Annotated in this window: 24 protein-coding genes; 5 read left to right on the top strand and 19 right to left on the bottom strand. The window is 42.4% G+C overall.

What is annotated here, in order from left to right; all coding sequences use genetic code 11:
* From LKX84_RS16275 to LKX84_RS16260, 4 genes are all read right to left on the bottom strand, one after another.
* Entirely contained in the window at window positions 1-849 is an 849-nt protein-coding gene (locus LKX84_RS16275) for a universal stress protein (protein ID WP_228238507.1), read from the bottom strand.
* A 105-nt stretch (window positions 850-954) separates the two neighbouring features.
* A complete protein-coding gene (locus LKX84_RS16270; protein ID WP_228238501.1) occupies window positions 955-1,791 on the bottom strand; it encodes a universal stress protein in 837 nt (278 codons plus the stop codon).
* Window positions 1,792-1,879: 88 nt separating this feature from the next.
* Window positions 1,880-2,929, bottom strand: coding sequence for a response regulator (locus tag LKX84_RS16265; protein WP_228238499.1), 1,050 nt, complete (start codon window positions 2,927-2,929; stop codon window positions 1,880-1,882).
* Complete coding sequence (locus tag LKX84_RS16260) at window positions 2,907-4,436, bottom strand: PAS domain-containing sensor histidine kinase (protein ID WP_228238490.1); 1,530 nt, start codon at window positions 4,434-4,436, stop codon at window positions 2,907-2,909. The genes LKX84_RS16265 and LKX84_RS16260 overlap by 23 nt, the downstream gene beginning before the upstream one ends.
* A gap of 85 nt (window positions 4,437-4,521) precedes the next feature.
* Between LKX84_RS16260 and LKX84_RS16255 the strand changes: the two genes are divergently transcribed.
* Window positions 4,522-4,929 carry a hypothetical protein gene (locus tag LKX84_RS16255; RefSeq protein WP_228238481.1) on the top strand — a complete coding sequence of 136 codons (408 nt, stop codon included), beginning with the start codon at window positions 4,522-4,524 and terminating at the stop codon, window positions 4,927-4,929.
* On the opposite strand, the gene LKX84_RS16250 is transcribed toward LKX84_RS16255, so the two are convergent.
* The 3 genes from LKX84_RS16250 to LKX84_RS16240 form a co-directional block, all read right to left on the bottom strand.
* Window positions 4,930-5,835, bottom strand: a complete 906-nt coding sequence (locus LKX84_RS16250; RefSeq protein WP_228238479.1) for a universal stress protein — start codon at window positions 5,833-5,835, stop codon at window positions 4,930-4,932. It abuts the gene before it with no gap.
* Window positions 5,836-5,916: 81 nt separating this feature from the next.
* Entirely contained in the window at window positions 5,917-6,207 is a 291-nt protein-coding gene (locus tag LKX84_RS16245) for a chaperone modulator CbpM (protein ID WP_228238477.1), read from the bottom strand.
* Between the two features lie 4 nt (window positions 6,208-6,211).
* Window positions 6,212-7,120, bottom strand: coding sequence for a DnaJ C-terminal domain-containing protein (locus tag LKX84_RS16240; protein ID WP_228238475.1), 909 nt, complete (start codon window positions 7,118-7,120; stop codon window positions 6,212-6,214).
* 194 nt (window positions 7,121-7,314) lie between these two features.
* Here LKX84_RS16240 and upp point away from each other — a divergent pair, with 194 nt between their 5' ends.
* On the top strand, window positions 7,315-7,968 hold the full coding sequence (upp, locus tag LKX84_RS16235) for a uracil phosphoribosyltransferase (RefSeq protein WP_228238473.1): 654 nt from the start codon (window positions 7,315-7,317) through the stop codon (window positions 7,966-7,968).
* Window position 7,969: 1 nt separating this feature from the next.
* Here the strand turns inward: upp and LKX84_RS16230 are convergent, their stop codons facing one another.
* Together LKX84_RS16230 and LKX84_RS16225 are read right to left on the bottom strand one after the other, a co-directional pair.
* The gene (locus tag LKX84_RS16230; RefSeq protein WP_228238472.1) at window positions 7,970-9,340 is read right to left on the bottom strand and encodes an MBL fold metallo-hydrolase RNA specificity domain-containing protein; all 1,371 of its coding nucleotides are present in this window, start codon (window positions 9,338-9,340) and stop codon (window positions 7,970-7,972) included.
* A gap of 6 nt (window positions 9,341-9,346) precedes the next feature.
* Window positions 9,347-10,189, bottom strand: coding sequence for an ATPase (locus tag LKX84_RS16225; protein WP_228238471.1), 843 nt, complete (start codon window positions 10,187-10,189; stop codon window positions 9,347-9,349).
* Window positions 10,190-10,432: 243 nt separating this feature from the next.
* On the opposite strand from LKX84_RS16225, the gene LKX84_RS16220 reads away from it, so the two are divergent.
* Window positions 10,433-10,780 carry a winged helix-turn-helix domain-containing protein gene (locus tag LKX84_RS16220; RefSeq protein ID WP_228238470.1) on the top strand — a complete coding sequence of 116 codons (348 nt, stop codon included), beginning with the start codon at window positions 10,433-10,435 and terminating at the stop codon, window positions 10,778-10,780.
* A 17-nt stretch (window positions 10,781-10,797) separates the two neighbouring features.
* Here LKX84_RS16220 and LKX84_RS16215 read toward each other — a convergent pair whose 3' ends face one another.
* From LKX84_RS16215 to LKX84_RS16170, 10 genes are read right to left on the bottom strand one after another with little or no spacing between them, the layout of a single operon-like run.
* Window positions 10,798-11,553, bottom strand: a complete 756-nt coding sequence (locus LKX84_RS16215) for a sulfite exporter TauE/SafE family protein (protein WP_228238469.1) — start codon at window positions 11,551-11,553, stop codon at window positions 10,798-10,800.
* 1 nt (window position 11,554) lies between these two features.
* Window positions 11,555-12,721, bottom strand: coding sequence for a gephyrin-like molybdotransferase Glp (gene glp / locus LKX84_RS16210; protein ID WP_228238467.1), 1,167 nt, complete (start codon window positions 12,719-12,721; stop codon window positions 11,555-11,557).
* The gene (gene moaA, locus LKX84_RS16205) at window positions 12,721-13,713 is read right to left on the bottom strand and encodes a GTP 3',8-cyclase MoaA (protein ID WP_228238465.1); all 993 of its coding nucleotides are present in this window, start codon (window positions 13,711-13,713) and stop codon (window positions 12,721-12,723) included. The genes glp and moaA overlap by 1 nt, the downstream gene beginning before the upstream one ends.
* Complete coding sequence (moaCB, locus tag LKX84_RS16200; RefSeq protein WP_228238462.1) at window positions 13,706-14,602, bottom strand: bifunctional molybdenum cofactor biosynthesis protein MoaC/MoaB; 897 nt, start codon at window positions 14,600-14,602, stop codon at window positions 13,706-13,708. The genes moaA and moaCB overlap by 8 nt, the downstream gene beginning before the upstream one ends.
* Window positions 14,603-15,046 (bottom strand): molybdenum cofactor biosynthesis protein MoaE, encoded by a 444-nt coding sequence (locus LKX84_RS16195; RefSeq protein ID WP_228238460.1) that lies wholly within the window; start codon window positions 15,044-15,046, stop codon window positions 14,603-14,605.
* On the bottom strand, window positions 15,036-16,052 hold the full coding sequence (locus LKX84_RS16190) for a HesA/MoeB/ThiF family protein (protein ID WP_228238459.1): 1,017 nt from the start codon (window positions 16,050-16,052) through the stop codon (window positions 15,036-15,038). The genes LKX84_RS16195 and LKX84_RS16190 overlap by 11 nt, the downstream gene beginning before the upstream one ends.
* Window positions 16,049-16,285, bottom strand: coding sequence for a MoaD/ThiS family protein (locus LKX84_RS16185; RefSeq protein WP_228238456.1), 237 nt, complete (start codon window positions 16,283-16,285; stop codon window positions 16,049-16,051). Before LKX84_RS16185 ends, LKX84_RS16190 begins: the two co-directional genes overlap by 4 nt.
* The gene (locus LKX84_RS16180; RefSeq protein ID WP_228238451.1) at window positions 16,285-16,884 is read right to left on the bottom strand and encodes an NTP transferase domain-containing protein; all 600 of its coding nucleotides are present in this window, start codon (window positions 16,882-16,884) and stop codon (window positions 16,285-16,287) included. The genes LKX84_RS16185 and LKX84_RS16180 overlap by 1 nt, the downstream gene beginning before the upstream one ends.
* The gene (locus tag LKX84_RS16175; protein WP_228238445.1) at window positions 16,881-18,035 is read right to left on the bottom strand and encodes an XdhC family protein; all 1,155 of its coding nucleotides are present in this window, start codon (window positions 18,033-18,035) and stop codon (window positions 16,881-16,883) included. Before LKX84_RS16175 ends, LKX84_RS16180 begins: the two co-directional genes overlap by 4 nt.
* The gene (locus tag LKX84_RS16170; RefSeq protein WP_228238443.1) at window positions 18,032-19,186 is read right to left on the bottom strand and encodes a cysteine desulfurase family protein; all 1,155 of its coding nucleotides are present in this window, start codon (window positions 19,184-19,186) and stop codon (window positions 18,032-18,034) included. Before LKX84_RS16170 ends, LKX84_RS16175 begins: the two co-directional genes overlap by 4 nt.
* A 180-nt stretch (window positions 19,187-19,366) precedes the next feature.
* Between LKX84_RS16170 and LKX84_RS16165 the strand changes: the two genes are divergently transcribed.
* Both LKX84_RS16165 and LKX84_RS16160 read left to right on the top strand, forming a co-directional pair.
* Window positions 19,367-19,777: a DUF3052 domain-containing protein gene (locus LKX84_RS16165; RefSeq protein WP_228238441.1), complete on the top strand. Its 411-nt coding sequence runs from the start codon at window positions 19,367-19,369 to the stop codon at window positions 19,775-19,777.
* Between the two features lie 29 nt (window positions 19,778-19,806).
* On the top strand, window positions 19,807-20,859 hold the full coding sequence (locus LKX84_RS16160) for a glycoside hydrolase family 43 protein (protein ID WP_228238439.1): 1,053 nt from the start codon (window positions 19,807-19,809) through the stop codon (window positions 20,857-20,859).
* Window positions 20,860-20,871: the final 12 nt, after the last annotated feature.

Below are 20,871 nucleotides of genomic sequence, written 5' to 3'. Positions count from 1 at the left end.
TTAACTTTTAAGGTTATAGGGCAATACCAAAAAGGGAATAAGACTGTGAAGACCTATATTTTTAATTACAGGCTCTATGAACAACCGTTCCAAAAAGGTGTGTTTGTTTTTGACCATTACCAACATCTCTGCAGTCACTTTTTCTTGTATGGCATTGATGGCGGTGGTCAACTCCTGATCAGGCAAATCGTGAAATGTGTGGTTGTGTTCCACTAACAATCCTTCTAAATGGGCCCTGTTATTTTCTTGTCCCTCCATTAATCCTTCTGGGGAAGCCACATGCATGATATGGATCTTGGAGTGCCATAGTTTGGCCATTTTTAAAAGAAAGGAAACATCTACTTGATCAAAATCGATTTCGAGGTCGGTAGGAAACAAAATTTCACCAGGGGTAATATATTTGTAATCTGCAGGAATGGCCAGTACCGGAATCTGTGTACGGTTGAGCACGTGAACGGTATTGGAACCGAACAAAATTTCCCGTGCGCCAGTGGCCCCTTGGGTACCCATGATGATCAAATCCACTTGTTCCTTCATGGAAAACCCCCTTATTTCATCCTCAAGGGTATTGAATGCCGCATGGGTAACAAATTGATGTTTAGGGTTGTCAAATTGGGCTTTGATCCGTTCTCGGGTTTTATCCAACTGGGCTTCCGCGGCATACCTAAAATCGTCTGGCAGACCCATTTGACCTGGACTTCCCAATGCATAATCAATACGATAAACAGGGGGCGAATAAGCATGCATCAAATAAAAAACAGTAGTGGTATTCTCCAACAACTGGGCCGCATAACTGATGGCATGGAATGCGTTTTCGGAAAAATCGGTGGGCAGTACAACCTTCATCATAGCTCAAGTGTTTACATATCCTACAATACCATAAAGCTAGCTACTCATGGATTCAAATTCTATGATTTCCATCACCTTAACAAAAGGTCGCTATTTTAAATCGCCTTATTGGTGTATGACGTAGAAAGGTACCTTGGTATGAAAACTGATCTGTTCCACAAGGGAATCGAACAATATCAATTGAATAAAGTTCAGGTTTTTGGCCACCATGAACATCATATCGATATCCCTGCTTTCAACAAAACATTGAATAGCGGACTTTACACTTTTGTTGGTTATGGTGTGCGTACTGTACCGCCCAGGAAAGGATTCTTCCATAAAATCGAGGAGGTAATCCTTATTTGTGGTTTGTTCAGGATTTAGGGAGTCATGGTCTTTCATCACATTCATGATCCTAAAATTCCCGTCGCCCAAGTCCAACATTTCGGCCATGGAGCGCAATATTTCATGGGAATAGAAAATATTATAATCTGTGGGAAAAGCAATTTCAATGGGTTTTGAAAACTCCACATTATTAGGCACCACCAAAGTATTGCATTGTACCTTGGTCACCACATCGCCAGCATTGCTGCCCACCACTTTCTCTTGAATACCCGACACTCCTTTGGTACCCATCACAATAAGGTCGATGTGTTGACCTTCCACATGTTTTTTGATCGTAGGAACAAAAAAACCATTTTCATGTAGGGAGTAAAAGGAATGGTCAGGGTCATTGTTTTGTTTTCGGATATACTCCACCAATTCCATCAATTTTTGCTTGGAAGTCAAAGGAAATGTGCCTTTGGTCTCATCTACTGTTCCATCTTCAACATTGGAATCCAAAACCGAACCCACATAGAGCAAATAAAAGTTGCACTCCAAGGAACCGAACAACATCTGGGCATATTTTAACGCGTTGGTGGAGTTTTCAGAAAAATCCGTCGGGATCAAAATATTCTTCATCGGGCTTCTGAATAAGGCCCAAAGTTTAACATTCCCTTAAACAAATGGAATGATAAATATCATGCCCAATTTCCACAGACTCCCAATATTAGTTCACCCGCTCCAACGCTTCTTTGTCCAACACCACAATATTTCTGTTTTCTATGGCGATGAGTCCCTCGTTCTTAAAATCGGACAAGGTTCTGATCAAGCTTTCCGTGGCAATGCCCGCCACGCCTGCCAAATCGCTACGGGCAATTTTTAAGGGATTGTTCTTGCCCCTGTTCATGGCCTTTGAATACATCAATAGGGTTTGGGCCGTCTTCTTTCGTACAGAACTATAGGCCATTTGCAACAACTGCTTTTTTATCTGCACCAGATCTTCTGCAATGACATCCATCAGTTCCAAGGAAATGTGTTTGTTTTCTTCAAGGATGGATTTTACCTTTTCCTTGTGGATTCCCGCCAATTCCACATCTTCGATGGCCACGGCATATTCTTGGTAAGGAAGGTTATCGGTGAGCGAGGTGAATCCAAGAAAATCGTCCTCCGAGTATACCGAAGTAATAAGTTCCTTACCTTCTTCATCAAGTCCACAACTTTTCACCACTCCCTTTAAAATCAGGTACACCATATTGGAATGATCTCCTATGGTATAAATGGTTTCATCCTTTTTGTAGGTGAACAATTGTCCATGGTCGTCAAAAAAATTCTTCAGTTCGTTGAGGGATCGTATATCATCTTCCTCTTTATGGGGCCTAATACGTTCCAAAAAGGAACTCTCCAAATGCTCGGCTTTTTCTAAACGGGAATAAATAGCTCCCAAAAGTTCCTCCTCTTCAAAAGGTTTGGTCAGGTAATCATCCGCACCCAGATCCATGCCTTTGCGTACTTCTGAACGTTCGGTTTTAGCCGATACAAAAATGAAAGGAATATGTCGGGTCTGGTCACAGGATGCCATTTGCTCCAGTACCTCATAACCGTCCATTTCGGGCATCATGATATCACAAAGGACTATATCGGGTCGTTCTTTTTTGGCCAGTTCCACAGCCAACTTTCCGTTGGAGGCCGCAAAGACCCGAAATCCTGAAAGTCCCAACAATTCTTCTACATTTTCGCGTAATGAGGTATCATCCTCAACCAGAAGCACTTTTTTCATTTTCCTTGTTGTTAATGGGTATGTGCAGTGTAAATGTGGAGCCCTTGCCCAACTCACTTGTAAAAGTGATATTGGCCCCAAGGTTGTGCATATGCTGGCGTACTATGTTCAACCCAATCCCTGTACCCTGAACAGTGAGTACGTTACTGGCTCTAAAATACCTATCAAAAATAAAAGGTTGTTCCTCAATGGGAACACCAAGTCCTTGATCAATAATATCAATCCGTAATATAGTGCCTATCCGTGTTGCCCTGAGTTCTATTTCGGTATCCTCGGGGCTATATTTTATGGCATTGTGCACCAAATTGGAAAGTGACAGGGCCATTATCTTCTCATCAAATTCGATATTGATGCCATCAATATCCAAAGGATATAGGATATGTTGACCTTCTTTTAAAAGGGTGTTGGAATCATAAATGACCTCATTGACCAACTTGCTCAGCGGGAAGTTGGTGATATTGTAATTTACCTTACCTGTGTCCAACCGCTCAATAGAAAGAAAATCGGTGAGGATGTTATCCAAATGCCTTACCTTATACTTGATAGTGTTGATGTGCTTGTCCCTTTTGTCCTGTTGGTCGGTTTCAGTATATTTTGACAATAGTGAGGTAGAGGTCAAAATACTGGTCAAAGGGGTCTTGAACTCATGGGAGACCAAGGACAAAAACTTGGTCTTTAGTTCGTTCAGCTTTTTTTCTGCCATCAAGGCTTCCCTAAGTTGCTGGGTACGTTCTTCAACCGTATTCTCCAATTGTTGGGTATAGTTCTTTCGTTCCGTAATATCCAAAACAATGGCCACGCAGACCTTGCGTTTGCCTATGTGGGATAATTGAAGATGTACCTCTACGGGATAAAGGCTACCGTCTTTTCGCTTGTGGACGGTCTCGAAGTTTACTTTCTCCCTTTTACCACTGATCAACGGCGCTACCAATCGCTTCATCACCTCATTGGACAACTTGGGTTTGATGTCCAGCACCGATAATCTGTTGAGTTCTTCCAAGTCATACCCCAAATTAAGCTGTGCCCCTCGGTTTACGTTGATGAAAATGAAGGTCTCCGCATCAAAAACATATATTTCATTGAGGGATTCATCAAAAATCTGGAACCAATAGTCAATGGTCTGTTCCGCTTTTTTTCGCTCGGTAATATCCACCACTAGGGCCATTACATATTTATCACCTCCAAGTTTGAACGGATTCAGACTTATTTCCAAAGGGAAGCGTTGTCCGTTCTTTCGCATTCCGAAAAGTTCCAGACCTGGCCCCATTGTTCTGGCTATCCCCTTCTTCATAAATTCCTTGACCTCATGCCGATGCCTTGCCCGTAAACCCTCCAATATCAAAACATCAAGGGGCCTACCTACCAAGTCCTGATCATAGTACCCAAACATTTTATTGGCCGCGGTATTGCACGATACAATCTGGTGAGCTTGATCCACAATGACCACGCCTTCGGCAATCACTTCCGAAATCACTTTCAAAACATCGTATTTTTCAAGTAGTTCCATGTCAGCTTAAAAGTACTGATTTTGATCATGGTCAAGAATTTTTTGCTTGCCTATATTTATTAAACAAGCACTAAAAACTAATAAAATGATGGAAACAAGTAAGAAATTGGGGAATGAGCTATACCAAAATTTAGGCAAACTTTTTTATGCCGTAGCCATGGCCGATCATAGCATTCATGTGAAGGAATTGGAAAAATTGAACGAAGTGGTCCATGACCATTGGTTGGATGTGGATACGGTTGAAGATGAATATGGCACGGATGCCGCTTTCCAAATTGAGGCCGTTTTTGATTGGCTCCTGGAATATGGAAAAGAGGCTGACGATATCTATGAAGAGTTTGAACAGTTCTATATGGAAAACAAACCATTGTTTACCCCGAAGATCAAACAACTGACCATGTCCACAGCCAGGGCAATTGCCTCCTCGTTCGCAGGAAGCAACAAAGCTGAATTGATCCAATTGGGCAGGTTGGAGCTATTGTTCAGAAAATGATCATAGTTTGATGGTCATCACCGGTAATTTGGCGTGATTGGAAACATTTTCTGCCAAGCTACCCACCAAAAAATGGGCAAAACCTTTTCGTCCGTGGGTAGGAATCACCAAAAGATCTACGTCGTTCATCAAACAATAGTTGAACAACCCACCTTCCACGGTGTGATAGTTGTGAAAACGCACCTCCACGGATTGGTCCAACTCTTTTTTATAGTTGGCCACTTTTTTCCTCACATCATCAACTCCCATAAAATTGGCACCGGCATCATTGATATACACTATTTCGATGGATGCCGATAGCAGATTCGCAAATGCTGATGCTTTTTTAAAGGCCGCGATGCTTTCATTTTCCAAATCGGAAGCAAAGACCATTTTCTTCACCTTAAAATTCAAGTAGCGATGTTTGATAACCAAAACAGGAACCTCCGAAGTACGGATCACCTTTTCGGTATTGGACCCCACAAAAAGATCGGACAAACCACTTGTGCCATGGGACCCCATGACCACCAAATCGCAATTTTGCTCTTTAGCAACTTGGTTCACTTCCTTAAAATCCTTGTAGTTTTGAATGATGACCTCAACAGGGATTTCTTGGAGATACTCTTTTTTGGTAAAGTCTTTGAGTTTTTTCTTGGCCAATTTTAAATAGTACTTGGCCTCTTGCTCCTCGGCAATTTCAGAGTTGTCCAATACGGACTCGGACATGCCGATCATGTGCAACAATACAATCCCTGATTCATTGCTTTTGGCCATCTGCGCAGCCACCTCAAGGGCATATTCCGAATACTCGGAAAAATCGATGGGTACTAGAATTTTTTTCATGATATCTGAAGTTATCGCCACAGGATTTTGTTCTTGAACGAAGAATCCAAAACCCAAAACCCCTATTCCTGTGATAGTTTCCATTTGTTTGGATTTTAACTTAAAAGTAGAAACCATGTGACCACAATCCTATGACTTAGGTCATATCCTGAACGAAGGGAGAACTCATCCCAGCCTATCTAATTTTTTGCGAAGGGAGGCAACTTCTTGTTGTAGATTTTGCACCTGCTCCAATAAATGGTACACCGCCTGAATACCTTCAGGGTTTATGTCCAGTTCTCGATGCAACCGTACCATTTTCTCAAGGATGGGCAATTCTTCCATGGGGATGAAAGCCTCCTCTTCAACATGGTCAACCCTTAAAAGTTCGAACTCCTGCATAGAGAAAACAAAGGATTCCTGAACCCCATGATGTTCACAAAATGTCTTTATCGATATATAATTTTCTTGTGCCATTTTTTTAGGTTAGGTTGGTTTTTTCAAGAGCTTCGAACAGTGAACGCTGTTCTGGAGTAAGGTTTTTAGGAACGTTTACGGAGTAGGTCAAGATCAAATCCCCGAACTGACCTTCCTTCTTATATTTTGGGAAACCTTTTCCCTTTAGTTTGACCTTGGTTCCGTTATCCGTGCCGGGGGCTACCTTTAATTTTACTTTTCCCGTTAAGGTTTCTACTACTATTTCACCACCTAGCACCGCTTTTACCAAAGGAATCTGGACATTTTTGTAGAGGTCGGCCCCATCTCTTTTAAAATCGGTATTGTTGGTAATGGAAAAGGTGATATAAAGGTCGCCAGCCGGACCACCTTCAATGCCAGGTCCACCATGCCCATTGATTTTGATGGTCTGTCCATCTTCGATTCCCGCTGGGATGCTCAACCGAATGTTCTTGCCATTTACGGTGAGGGTCTGTTTTTGGGTAGTGTACACGTCCATGAGAGATAAATGCAGTTCTGCATGGTAATCCTGACCTCTGTAGCGTACTTTTTGTCCCCGATTACCAAAGCCAGTAGCACCTCCGAACATAGATTCGAAAAAATCGGAAAAATCCTGTGCGGAACCTTCAGAGTGGGAATAAGTATATCCTGAATAATCGCCTTGCGGCCGCTGCGCCCTGGAACGTTTTGCCTTTTCAAATTCTTCGGCATGTTGCCAATCCTTTCCGTACTGGTCGTATTTTTTCCTTTTATCAGGATCCGACAGTACTTCATTGGCCTCGTTCACTTTTTTAAAGTTCAGTTCGGCATCCTTGTCATTCGGATTCAAATCGGGATGATATTTTCGGGCCAGCTTCCGATACGCCCTTTTAATGTCTTCGGTGCTTGCGCTTTTATCAACCCCCAAAACCTTATAATAGTCAATAAAATCCATAGTTGAAATTGTATTCACTGATTGCTCTCTCCTATGATGAACCTAAACTTCATCAATTGAAAATCACTCTTCAAAATAAGAAAAAGTTGGGGAATGTTCACAATGATCGATATCAGGAAAACCCATATCCCCCTTCCAAAGTTTCTCCCTATTTTTACATAAAGCAGAAAATCCAACCACCAAAGTTTTAACTGATGATAGTACACCAGTTCGATCAGACCAATTCCGTTTTAAATACCTTTTTGGCAGAAATGCGCGATGTAAATATTCAAAAGGATTCCATGCGCTTTAGAAGGAACATTGAACGGATTGGCGAGGTTCTTGCCTATGAGGTGAGTCAATCTTTGGATTATGGGGAAGCTGAAATCACCACACCATTGGGAAAGAAAAAGACCTATCTCTGTTCGGACCAATTGGTACTTTGCTCGGTTTTGAGGGCTGGTCTGCCGCTACACAATGGCCTTTTGAACTTTTTTGATGGTGCTGAAAATGCCTTTATCTCTGCCTATCGCCATCACCCAAATGATGGAGATGAGTTTGAGGTCATCGTAAAATATTTTGCCGCCCCTTCCTTAGATGGGAAGATTTTGATCCTTACCGACCCCATGTTGGCCACTGGCAAAACTCTGGAAAATGTGTTGAATGCATTGAAGCAGCATGGTACGCCAAAACAAATCCACATTATTTCAGTAATCGGATCTAAAATGGGGGTTTCCAAGGTGGAAGAAGTTTTCCCTAGGGATACCCAATTATGGATCGCTGCTGTGGACGAAACTTTATCCAGCAAGGGATACATCATTCCAGGACTAGGTGATGCCGGGGACTTGAGTTATGGGGTAAAATTGTAATTCACAGCCACAGTTCCACCACTTCATGTAGTTTGGGAATATGGCAATTCCACCCGAACCTTTCCTGTATTTTTATTTGATACGTTTCCATTGCGGTATTTTCGCCATGGATCAAGAAAACCTTTTCCGGAATATTTTTTATGGAGCCCATCCATGTCAACAGTTCTCCTTGATCGGCATGGGCAGAAAGACTTTCCAAATGCACGATCTTGGCGTTTATATCCACATACTTTCCGAACATTTTAAGTTCAGTGGCACCATCTAACAATTTTCGGCCACGGGTTTCTTCGGCCTGATAACCAACCAAAAGAATGGAGGTCGATTTTTTATCTGCCAATTGCTTGATATAGGTCAAAACCCTACCTCCTGTAACCATCCCACTACCTGCAATTACAATCTTTGGTCTAGGATCATCAATAGTTTCCCAAGTCTCCCGATACGAACTGACCAAATTGATATGGTTGCACATATTATTGTATTCTTCCTCCGAGAGCTTGTGCCAATTTGGATAGTGTTCGAAAACCCCCAACACATTGGTACCCATGGGACTGTCCACAAAAATGGGAATATTGGGAATCAGGTTTTTGCTATATAATTTCCATAACTGGTACATGAGGGATTGTAACCGTTCCACAGCAAAGGATGGAATGATCAAAGTACCCCGTTCCTTTATAGTTCTATCAATCAGTTCGGTGAGTATTTCTGCGACATCTTCCTTGGGGTGTAACCTATCGCCATAGGTGCTTTCCACAAAAAGATAGTCGGCCCATTGAGGTTGTTTGGGCAGATTGAGCAGGTCATCATGCATTCTTCCCACATCCCCTGAAAAAACAAAAAGCTTCCCAAAAAGGTGCAATTCGATAAAAGTGGAACCGATGATATGACCATTATACTTAAAGCAGGCCTGGCAGTTTTCAGACAGGGAGATGTCTTCCCCCTCCTCGATACTTTCAAAAAGGTCGAGTGCTGCAACCACATCATCCTGGGTATAAAGAGGAAGTGCCGGATGATGCTTGCTATATCCTTCTTGGTTTGCCCTTTCGGCTTCTTCTTCATGGATTTTGGCGCTGTCTTCCAAAATGATCCTGGCAATTTCCAAACTGGGAGCCGTTCCCAAAATCTTTCCATTAAAACCCTGTTTAACCAACAAGGGCAAGTACCCACAATGATCCAAATGTCCGTGGGTCAACAAAACCACATGGATATTGGAAACCTGAATGGGCAAGGGTTCCCAATTTTGCAACCTGAGTTCCTTTAATCCCTGAAACATGCCACAGTCTACCAAGATGTTGATCTCATCCGTTTCCAAATGAAACTTTGATCCCGTGACGGTTCCGGCTCCTCCTAAAAACTGAATCTTAAGTTTGTTCATCCGATCTTACATTACACACAATGATTTCATCTCGCCCAAGATGCGTTCCTTTCTTCCGTTGGATACTCCAAGGTGGTCCAATAAAAAGCTATCATGCAACAACTGGCGGCAAAGCACCACATCACGTTCCAACAAAAAATCCTTTTCCCGATTGCTCAGCAAAGTGGAAACCGTAATCGGATAAAGTCCCAACCTATCAATCCGGTCCTTTAGCCCGTCCCCTTCAGGGTAGTCCCAGCTCAACAAATACAGCCCCATACATTTTCCATATTGAATGGCATCCATGGTAAAACGGGTATTGGTGACCACCCAACCCAAGGTATCCTCAAAATCTTTGTCTGGTTTGGCTTCCAACGGGCCTTTTACGTCATGATAACGAGAGTTGATGTACAGCGGGATTTTTATGTTGCAATTGAGTCCGTCCTCGCTATGGAACTTGCATTCTATAATGTTCAAAGTGCCATTTTTTATGGCCAGTACATCAATTTCATGGGAAACGCAGGTCCCCTGCAAGACCTCGCCAACCTTGGTGCGATATCCCGAATAATGTAAGATCCCGCTCAAAAATCGTTCAAAAGGAAAACCAGTGGGCCCCAACTCATAAATGGCCTTTTTCAGTTTGTATTTGGAGGCATAGATAGATTTTCTTTTTTTCAAAAGGGCAAAAGCCCGATTATGGATTTCCCTTGTGGTGATACCGGGGTACAATTCGTCTTGAACCATCTTGACGATTTCCTGTACTGTGGTTTCGCTAGCGCCACTAAGTCGAAGTGATCTTTGCAGCTTATCTATGGAAAACCGAACTTTTTCGCCTGTTGATTTGGTAATGTCTATCTTCTTATGTGCCATATTACTAAATTAAGCAACATAATGCTACTTTTTATCCAACTCCACCGCAAGTTGACCAATATCAATTTATAGGATTTGGGATAAATTGATTCATAAATTACAGGTTGGACTTTTGTTTTCAACCCATTAAAAATTACTATCCCCTTAAAAAATCAAAAAGAGCCTTCAGAATTAATCATTACCTTGAAAAGTATTCCGAGATGTCTTCTATCAGAAACGATATCGTCTCAATTCATAAAAATTATGGACACACAAAAGGAACTTCGTTTACGCTGCTGGATAGATATTGATGGGGAAAGATTCTTCGGGCCGGGTCGTGCACAACTGCTGCATCATATCGATAAAGAAGGGTCCATAAGCAAGGCAGCAAAAGCCATGGGGATGTCCTATAAAAAAGCATGGTCCATGGTAGATGATATGAACCAAAAAGGCCAAAAACCCTATGTTAACCTTCACAAAGGTGGAAACAAAGGCGGTGGTGCCGAACTTACGGAAACGGGAAAAATGGTACTGGAGTTCTTTCAAAAATTGATGGTGGAACTGAATTCCACCGTTAAAAAAAAGGAGAAAGAATTCTTGGATTTAATTTGAGTGGAGCCTAACGGCAATTAGATTTTTATTCCGAAACCGTGGAGCAAAATCAACCGTAAACCCACATACAAGACCAAAATACTGGTGAGGACTCCCAAAAATTTGAGATTGAACTTTCGGTTGGAGAGGTATGATCCCAAACTTCCACCCAACACTACGGCCACAATAAGCTGAAGCATGAGACTCTGGTTCAATTTGAAGGTTCCGGCCATGTTCAAGCCAACCAACCCCGATAACGAATTCACCAAAATAAATACCGATGCCAATGATGCCACCACTCTTGGATTGGCCCATTTTAAAAGGTTCAGCACAGGGGATAGAAAAATGCCTCCTCCAATTCCTGATATACCGGACAACAGTCCTATACTACCTCCAAGCAAGAGTTTTTTGGTATTGTTGAATTCCTTGGATTCCAATTTTTGTTTCACGAATCGCAACAGCATAAAAACTCCTGCCAATATCAAGGCGCTTCCCAAAACCAGGAAGAATGCCTTTTGGGAAAGTCGGACCTGCGCACCTACATAGGCAAAGGGAACACTTAAGATTAAAAAGGGCCAGAACATCTTGAAACTGAACACCCGGTTCTTAATGAACACAATTGTCCCGATAGTGACCACACAAATATTAAGGATGAGTGCCGTGGAACGGATTTCGTAGAAATCGGTCAGAAACAGACTCAAGATTGCCAAATAACTGGACCCGCCTCCAAAGCCCACTGAGCTGTAGAATAAAGCAATTAAAAAGAAAACAATGGGCAGATATTCTATGGGCATATCAGGAGATGAGTTTGCATTTGATCAGATCTCCTTTTTTGAAGTTTTGTCCTAGTTCAACAAAGGCCAGGGCATTTCCCAAAGCCATGGATTGGATCATGGACGAACCTTGGCCATCCAAAATCTCAACGCCGTCTGAGGCTATTCGAGCCTTTAAAAAGGAAGGGCGGTCAAACTTATTTTCATAAGTATGTTGAAGGGGAAACGCATACCAAGGAAGTCCCAGATTCGAATGTCCGCTCCATTTTTGAAGCAAAGGCAAAACGTAAATGAAGAAACAGGTCAGCGAGGAGGCTGGATTCCCTGGCAAAGCAAATACAAACTGATCGCCCCTCCTCCCAAAATAAAGAGGTTTACCCGGTTTTTGGAATACTTTGTAGAACAGTTCCTGTACCCCATTTTCCTCCAAAGACTGTTTTACAAAATCATAATCGCCCACGGAAATGCCACCCGAAAGAATTAAAACGTCACAGGTTTCCATGGATTTTTGGATACTTTTTTTAGTCTCCTCAAAATCATCCTTCACCTGTTGCTGTTGGGCACATTGAAATCCAAACTGTTCCAAAGCTCCAGCAATTGCAAAACTATTGGATTCGTAAATCTGTCCTTCAAGTTTGGGCTGACCGGGTTTTACCAATTCATTTCCCGTGGTAATCATATGGATTCTTGGTTTGGAAAAAACCTTCACCTTGTCCATTCCTAAACTTGCGATCAGTCCCATGGAAGAAGGGTTTAACACATGCCCTTTTTGAAGTACCAATTGTCCTTTTTGCAGTTCGGCCCCTTTCTTGCGGATGCTAAGGCCGGCCTTGGGCATTTCATCCAAAAAAAGGTTTACTCCCTCAACTTTGGTTTTTTCCTGCATCATTACAGCTGAGGCATTGGCGGGAACCTTTGCCCCTGTAAAAATTCGCACAGCATCACCGTCTTCAAGGACAAAGTTCGAGGTATCGCCCGCAGCAATTTCTCCTACAATCGTATATTGTTGATGAAGCCCACACAGTGCATACCCATCCATGGCAGAATTGTCAAAAGCAGGCATATCGAATGGGGCCAGGATATCTTCGGAAAGGGCAAAACCCAAAACTTCTTGAAGGGGTTTTACCTCCGTTTTGAAAATGTTTTGCTGACTTTCAATACAATTAAGGGCTTCTTCTATGCTTATCATTATCCTCCTATTGATATCATAGATCGGTTTTGTTCGTAGTGCTCCTGCTCCATTTTCACTTCCATACCGTCCCGGGAATGCTTTTTGGATTTGATGGCGTTGATGATAATTTCATCCAATTTTTCGCCATTGCGCAAATGCGAGAGTAAATCGGTTTCCGAAGTGGCAAACAGACAGTTTTTCATTTTGCCATCGGCAGTAAGTCGGATCCTGTTACAATCATCGCAAAACGGATTGGTGATGGTGCTTACAATTCCGAAACTGCCTTGGTGCCCCTTCACCCTAAAATTTGTGGAGGTACTGTGCTTAGGATTGTGCAATTCCTCAATTTCACCAAAACTGGAACCGATTGTGTGAAGAATTTCTTCCCTCCCCACACCTTTGTTCCAATCCCATTTGTTTCCTTTAAACGGCATAAATTCAATGAACTTGATCACTAAATTTTTATCCTTGGTGAGGGCAATAAAATCATTGATCTCGTTATCGTTGACTCCCTTGATCAGTACCACATTAAGTTTGAGTTCCATATCCATCTCCAGCGCACGATTCAAATTGGCCATGATGCGTTCGTAATAATCCCGTTTGGTGATGAACACAGATTTGGCCTTATCCAACGTATCCAGACTAAAATTGATTTTCCGAAGACCAATCTTTTCAAACAGATCCAAGTATTTATCCAGAACGATGCCATTGGTTGTCAACTTTAGTGTTACGCCTAATTTGGACAGTTCTTCCACCAGAAAATCAAAATTCTTCCGAACCAAAGGTTCACCCCCTGTCAACCGGATGGTATGTACTCCCAAATCCCTAAACGTACGAGCCATCTCAATGATCTCTTCCAACGTCATGATGTTGGGTCTTTCAATCAATTCGATGCCTTCTTCGGGCATGCAGTAAAAACAGCGCAGGTTGCACCGATCCGTCAACGAAATCCTGAGATACGTATGCGGCCTGCCGAAATTGTCAATTATTTTGGGTGTTCTTTCAATCATGTCGTTTTCCTTCTATCACCTTAAATGCATGCAACGCATGGGGAAAAATGGCTTCCATGGACTCCAAAGCCCCACGGGCTGAACCGGGAAGTGCCAATACCAATTTTCCGTCTTTTATCCCAGCCATGGAACGCGAGAACATGGCATACGGCATACGATCCTGACCATAGCTTCGCATTTGCTCCTCCACGCCTTTCAATCTAATTTCCAACAATGGCTCCAATGTTTGGGGCGTTACATCTCGGGGACCAACACCTGTGCCACCGGTGTAAATGATAAGATCCGAAGTAGCGGTATCCAAAATTTTTACAATCTCCGATGGTTCATCCGGGATGATGGTTTTAAAGGTTTCCAGTCCTAAATCTTGAAGCTTTTGTATAATGCCTTCTCCAGCGGTATCCTCCCCCATTCCTTTGGAAATGGTATCGGAACAGACCACCACATGAGCTTTTAAACCTTCAGTGTTGACCTTGTAGGACGATTTTCCGCCTTTCTTGGATTTCAGCCGAATGGTGCCAATTTCCACATTTTTATCGATGGGTTTCAGCATGTCGTACATGGTGAGTGCTACCACGCTTGCTCCGTGCATCGCTTCTACTTCCACCCCTGTTTTATAAATGGTTTTCACTGTCATGGTGATATAAATCTCCAGCCCTTTGATCTCGTATTCAATCCCTGTGTATTCAATGGGCAATGGATGGCAATCCGGTAAAAGATCAGGCGTTTTTTTCACGCCCAAAAGTCCAGCGGCCTTGGCCATTTCAAACACATTTCCCTTGGGAACTTGATTGTTTTTCAGGGCACTGATGGTATCTGGGCTACTCGTTTTTACTATGGCCTCCGCGGTAGCTTCCCGCAAGGTGTTCACTTTGTGTGTTATATCGACCATTTACTTGTTGACTTTCCATTGATGAGTTTCATCTTCGAATATTTCCTTTCCGAAGACGGGTACTTTCGCCTTGATTTCCTCCACGAAATAATTGGTGGCCTCAATGGCAATCTTTCTATGGGACGAAGAGGTAAAGACGAACAAACAAATTTCCCCGGTCTTCACGGTGCCCAAACTATGGTAAATGTGGGCGCAGGTAATATCGAATTTGGCAAACGCCGCTTCCCTAATCTCGTGGAATACTTTCTCTGCCATTTCTTCATAGGCCGAATATTCGATTGCGGCCACTGTTTTACAATCAATCACATCGGCCCTTATCTGGCCCAGAAAAATGCTGTGCGCCCCAATATTGGTCTTGCTCTGATGGCTTGCCACCGATTGCGCAATTTTCTCCGGGGGTATGGCCCCTTCCACAAAAACCTTTTTTACTTTTTTAGTCTCCATTGATGATGGTTTCAATTCCTCCTTCCACATTGATCAGGTTGTTGAACCCGAATTCCCGCTCCAATATTGCTATGGCATTTTGGCTCCGTTTTCCGGATTGACAGAATACCATTACTTCTTGATCTTTTGGTATTTCATGATGGCGCACCACAAGGTCTGCCATCGGTATTTTTAAAATGTTGTTTCCACTTGGTTTGGGCTGTTCAAAGATTTCCCTGACATCCAAATACCATTGAATTTCACTTTTTAAGGTACATTCCACTTTAACGGGTACAATACCGTTAATTTCAATTTTTTCAATTTCTTCCGGTCGTTTTTTAATGTTGATGAGTTGTTCCGCTCCCGAAAAAATGTTGAAGAGCTTCAACTTGCCGGATAACACCTCGCCTTTCCCTAAAATCATTTTCAAAACCTCTGCAGCCTGCATGGTACCGAGCATTCCTGGTAAAACACCCAAAACACCTGTCGCCTCACAACTAATATTTTGTCGTGTTGTTTTGGGGAACAAGCATCTGTAACTTGGTCCTTTTTGGTAATTGAACACCGAGAGTTGCCCTTCATTTTTATAGATGGAAGCATACACCCATGGCTTTTCAGACAAGAGACAAGCATCGTTGATCAAGTATTTGGTTTCAAAATTATCGGTGCCATCCAGAACAATGTCATACCTGCCAATTACGTTTTGGGCATTTTCCGGCGTCAAGGCTTCTTGAATGACTTCAAAAACAACGTCACTATTTCTTTTGGACAACTGTTCCGCTGCCGCAGCGGCCTTCGGTTTGCCCAAATCCGATTCCTGGAACAACACTTGTCTGTGTAGATTGGTCACATCAACCTTATCATGATCCATAAGGCCAATGGTTCCAACTCCTGCAGCCGACAAATACAAGGCTGCAGGACAGCCCAATCCACCCACACCAACAATCAACACTTTGGCGCGGCGAAGTCTGTCCTGTCCTTCAGCACCTACTTCCTGTAACTTTATTTGTCTGTCGTATCTGTTCATCCGCCTGCGAAGGGTGGCAATAGGGCCACCTCATCCCCATCTTTTAAAATGATAGTTTCATCCAAATTTTGGTTTACGGCCACTTGTATGGATTCATGGTCCATAATTGCAAGTGGGCCCAAACATTTTAATTTTAATTCATGTGCCGTAGTAGTACCAGTCAAATTCAACACTTCTTCACTTGTACCCATGGCTTCAGCGACCAAACCAAAATATTTTACGGTGACCTTCATTATTCCAATCCTTTCAATTTTTCCACATCCGCTTCCGTATCGATATCAAAACCACCTTGTTCAAATTCTATCGTTTTATAAACGAAATCTGCATTCATGGTCAATTTTTTAGCGCCTTGGTCCCCTTTTAAATTTTCCAAAAACGGAAAGGCAACTTTGGAAAAAATGGCTGGCACGCCCATTTCTGATCCGTATTTTGAATAGGTCGCCATGGGTTTTTGATATACATGCGCCATGCTCAATCTTTGTATGTATTCCGTTGTCAAAAAAGGTTGATCCGAAAGTAGCAACAGAACGTGTTCCATTTCTACATCACGATTTAATTCCTGTAACCCTATTTTTATGCTACCTGCCATACCTTTTCCCCATTCCGGGTTTTGTGCCACTTCAAAATTCTTGGTCTCCACTTCGTTCAAGATCAAATCCTGATGGGAACCCAAAACCAAAATTTTCTTTTTGAAATCCAACTTTTCAACCAAATCAATGGTGTGCTGTAAAAGTGGTTTTCCCTTGAACTTTACTAACTGTTTGGGTCTACCCAATCGGCTTGATCCACCAGCCGCCAAAATGACTACTCCTATTTTTGCTGTTTTACTCAAATATGTATTTTTTGAAATTCGGTCCCTTCCTTGTCATGGATGGGAGTCGATCTATGTTTTAAAGGACGTGCCTGTTTTCCTTTCAACACGCTTTGTATTTCCGCCAAAATGGACAGACCTATCTCGGCTGGAGTTTCCGCTCCAATCTCCAATCCCACCGGGGCATGAATCTTGGCCAAATCCTGTTTTGAGATTCGAAAACCCTTTTGTTCCAGATCATCCAACATGCGGTTGTATTTTTTCAATGGTCCCAATATGCCAATGTAAAAAAGTTGTGGTTGATCCAATAAAAGTTCCAATACCGCTAAATCATAATTGTAGTTGTGGCTCATGAGCACAAAACAGGTCCGTGCATCAATATTTATATTTTTGAGCGTCTCTTCCGGTTTGGATACGATTACTTGACATGAACCCACAAATCGTTCTTTATTGGCATGAGTGGGGCGACCATCGGTAACGAAAACCTTCCATCCCAAAAGTTCGGCTTGTTGGGCCAAGAGTTGGGCATCGTTCCCAGCGCCTACCAGCACCAATTTAACGGGAGGCTGGAGTGATTGTACAAAAGCATGGAATTGATTTCCGTTCGATTCCAAAGTCACAAAACTCGACTCATTATTGTCCAAAACGCTTTTGCTTTCTTTTAAAAGAACCTCCAAAATTCTTTCGTTCAAACTTTTGGAAACCATTACTTCGGATGAAGCAACGAGCATCATAGTACCAAGTTGATTCTTTCTACTGTCAATATTAAAACCAATGGTGAGCGCTACTGGTTCTTCCATTTTGGAAGCTTTGCTTAAAATTTCACAGGCATTTTCATTTGATGTAAAATCAATAGGTTCAAATAACACCTGAATAATTCCGTTACAGCCCAACTGCGCTCCTACCACTGCATCATCTTCGTCACTGGTATCGTAAGTAACCAATCTGTTTTCCTGAATTTCCAAGGCATAAAGTGCCTTTCTTAGTGCATCACCTTCCAAACAACCACCACTGATGGCACCGGTTATGGTTCCGAATTCATCCACCAACATTCGTGCCCCTGCCCTTCGGTACGATGATCCTTCCACATGTACCACCGTTGCCAAAACACAACCGATGTTTTGGATTTTTAATTCTTCATATTTTGATATGATAGCATCCAACTCCCTCATACTGAAATGGTTTTAAGTTGGTTAATCACTTTTGAAATTTCCTCAATCGCAATATCCAAATCCTCTTTTGTAGTGGGTTGCCCCATACTTATCCGAAGACTTGCCAAAGCAGTTTGTTCATCATGCCCCATCGCCATCAACACATGGGAAGGACTTATCAAGTTGGAATTGCAGGCGGATCCTCTGGAAACCGCCAAACGTTTGAGATGCAACAACAATTTGGAACCATCAACATCCGAAAAAGTAACGTTGACGGTGTTCGGCAATCTTGGTACATCCCCACCATTTATTTTAGCCCCTTCTACCTGAAGAAGTCCTTGCTCCAATTCATTTCTGAATTGCAACAATCGGTTGCTTTCTTCCTCCATTTTGGAAATGATGATTTCACAAGCCTCCCCAAAACCAACAATGGCCGGAACATTAAGCGTACCAGGTCGAAACCCTTGTTCTTGGCTCCCACCAAAAAGCTGCTTTTCCAATCTTACCTGCTTCTTTTTGTTCAGGTATAAGGCTCCTATTCCCTTGGGACCATATATTTTGTGGGAAGAGAATATGGCCAAATCAATATTCAAATCGTTTAGGTCGACTGGGATTTTTCCAACAGCTTGGGTAATATCGGACATGACAGCCACACCCTGCTCCTCGGCTATTTTGGAGATCGTTTGTATGGGATGTATCACTCCCGTTTCATTATTGGCCAACATAAGGCACACCAACATGGTCGATGGTTTGAAGGCTCTTTTATATTGCTCCAAATCGATGCTGCCTTGGTTGTCAACATCCAAATACGTTACTTGAAAACCTTGGCTTTCCAATGCATCCAAAGTTTCCAAAATGGCTTTATGCTCCGTTTTACAGGTAATGATATGATTGCCCTTATGCTGGTTTGCCTTGCAAAATCCAAATAGGGCCAGATTGGCGGCCTCCGTGGCTCCTGAGGTGAACAAGATCTCATTGGGCCTACAACCCAAGGAACTTGAAATTTGCTTTCTTGACTTTTCCACAGCATCATTGGCATACCATCCAAAGGCATGGTCGCTTGACGCATTTCCAAATTGTTCCGAGAAATAGGGCAACATGGCATCCAACACTTTCGAATCTACCGGAGTGGTTGCATTAAAATCCAAATAAACTCTTTTGTTTGCCGACATTGTTTCTCGATATGTACACGTGTACATATTGCAATTTACTAAGTTTCCCAGACCCTTTCATACATTTTTCAAACCATTTTTGATAAAATCCAAATAAAAAAGTGACTTTTCCCTTGACAATTATGTTCGTATCTTCCAATCACAAACTACTGTCAATCAAAATCCTAAAATCAAAAGAAAATGACTGCAGGCTATTCTGGTACTCCGTTGGCCAAAAAACTGGGCATAAAACCGGGGTTCAAAATTTCAGTCATGAACCCGCCAAATGGGTATTTTGATTTATTTTCAGACCTTCCAAAAGACTTGGAATGGGTAGATGACCCCACCATTTTGAAGGACATCATCCATTACTTTTCCGAAAGTCGCGACCAACTGGAACAGGATATCATTAGACTTCGAAAAGAATTGCAACAGCACGGGGCCATCTGGATTTCATGGCCCAAAAAGACATCCAAATTACCAACCGATCTGGATGGAAATCTGGTTCGTGAGATTGGTTTGCGAAATGGTCTTGTGGATATTAAAGTCTGTGCGGTTAGCGATATTTGGTCAGGACTCAAATTCGTTATTCCGGTTAAAAACAGAAAATGATTTTTTAAATTGCCAACTAAACCTTCACTATGCATTCAACCTTAAAAGTACGACCAATAGCTTTCATCCTTTCGTTATCGTTGCTATTGACCATAGGCTGTAAATCCTTTCAGAGCACTACAATAGCACAAACATCTGGCAATCCTATTTTTGATGGTTGGTATGCCGATCCCGAAGGTGTTGTTTTTGGCAAGGAATATTGGATCTATCCCACTTTTTCTGCCAAATATACGGACCAAGTGTTTTTGGATGCTTTTTCTTCCAAAGATCTGGTGACTTGGGAGAAACATTCCCGCATTTTGGATACAAGTATTGTAAAATGGGCAAAGCAGGCCATTTGGGCCCCTGCTGCCATAGAAAAGGATGGGAAGTATTTTCTCTTTTTCTCGGCCAATGATGTGCAACGTCCTGGTGGACCTATGTGGGATACCGAAAACGACATTAACCATTATGGGGGCATCGGAATTGCTGTTGCTGATTCACCGGCCGGACCCTTCAAGGATTATCTGGGCAAACCCCTAGTTTCCGATTTTTATAATGATGCCCAACCCATTGACCAATTTGTATTTAAGGATGTGGATGGTACCCATTATTTCTTTTATGGTGGATGGAGCCATTGCAATATGGGCATTTTAAAGGATGACCTTACCGGTTTTGTCCCTTTTGAAGATGGCGAAATTTTTAAGGAAATCACCCCCGAAGGATATGTGGAAGGTCCGTTGATGTTTTTACGGAACAATATCTACTATTTGATGTGGTCCGAAGGAGGTTGGACCAACGATACCTACAAAGTGGCCTATGCCATGGGAAAAAGTCCAAAAGGTCCTTTTGAACGGATCGGAACCATTTTGGAGGCCGATCGCTCCATTGCCACAGGTGCCGGACATAACTCGGTAATCCAAGTTCCAGGAACGGATGATTGGTATATGATCTATCACCGAAGACCCATCCCTAATTTGGATAGGGACCATCGGGTGGTGTGTATTGATAAAATGGAATTCAATGAAGATGGCACCATCAAAAACATCATTATGACTTTTGACGGCGTGGCACCTCAATTGATTTCAAATCCTAAAAAATAGAAGTGGTTCAAT

The sequence above is a fragment of the Allomuricauda sp. M10 genome (assembly GCF_020782875.1).
Taxonomy (GTDB): domain Bacteria; phylum Bacteroidota; class Bacteroidia; order Flavobacteriales; family Flavobacteriaceae; genus Flagellimonas.
This window is presented reverse-complemented; position numbering and strand designations above follow the sequence as displayed.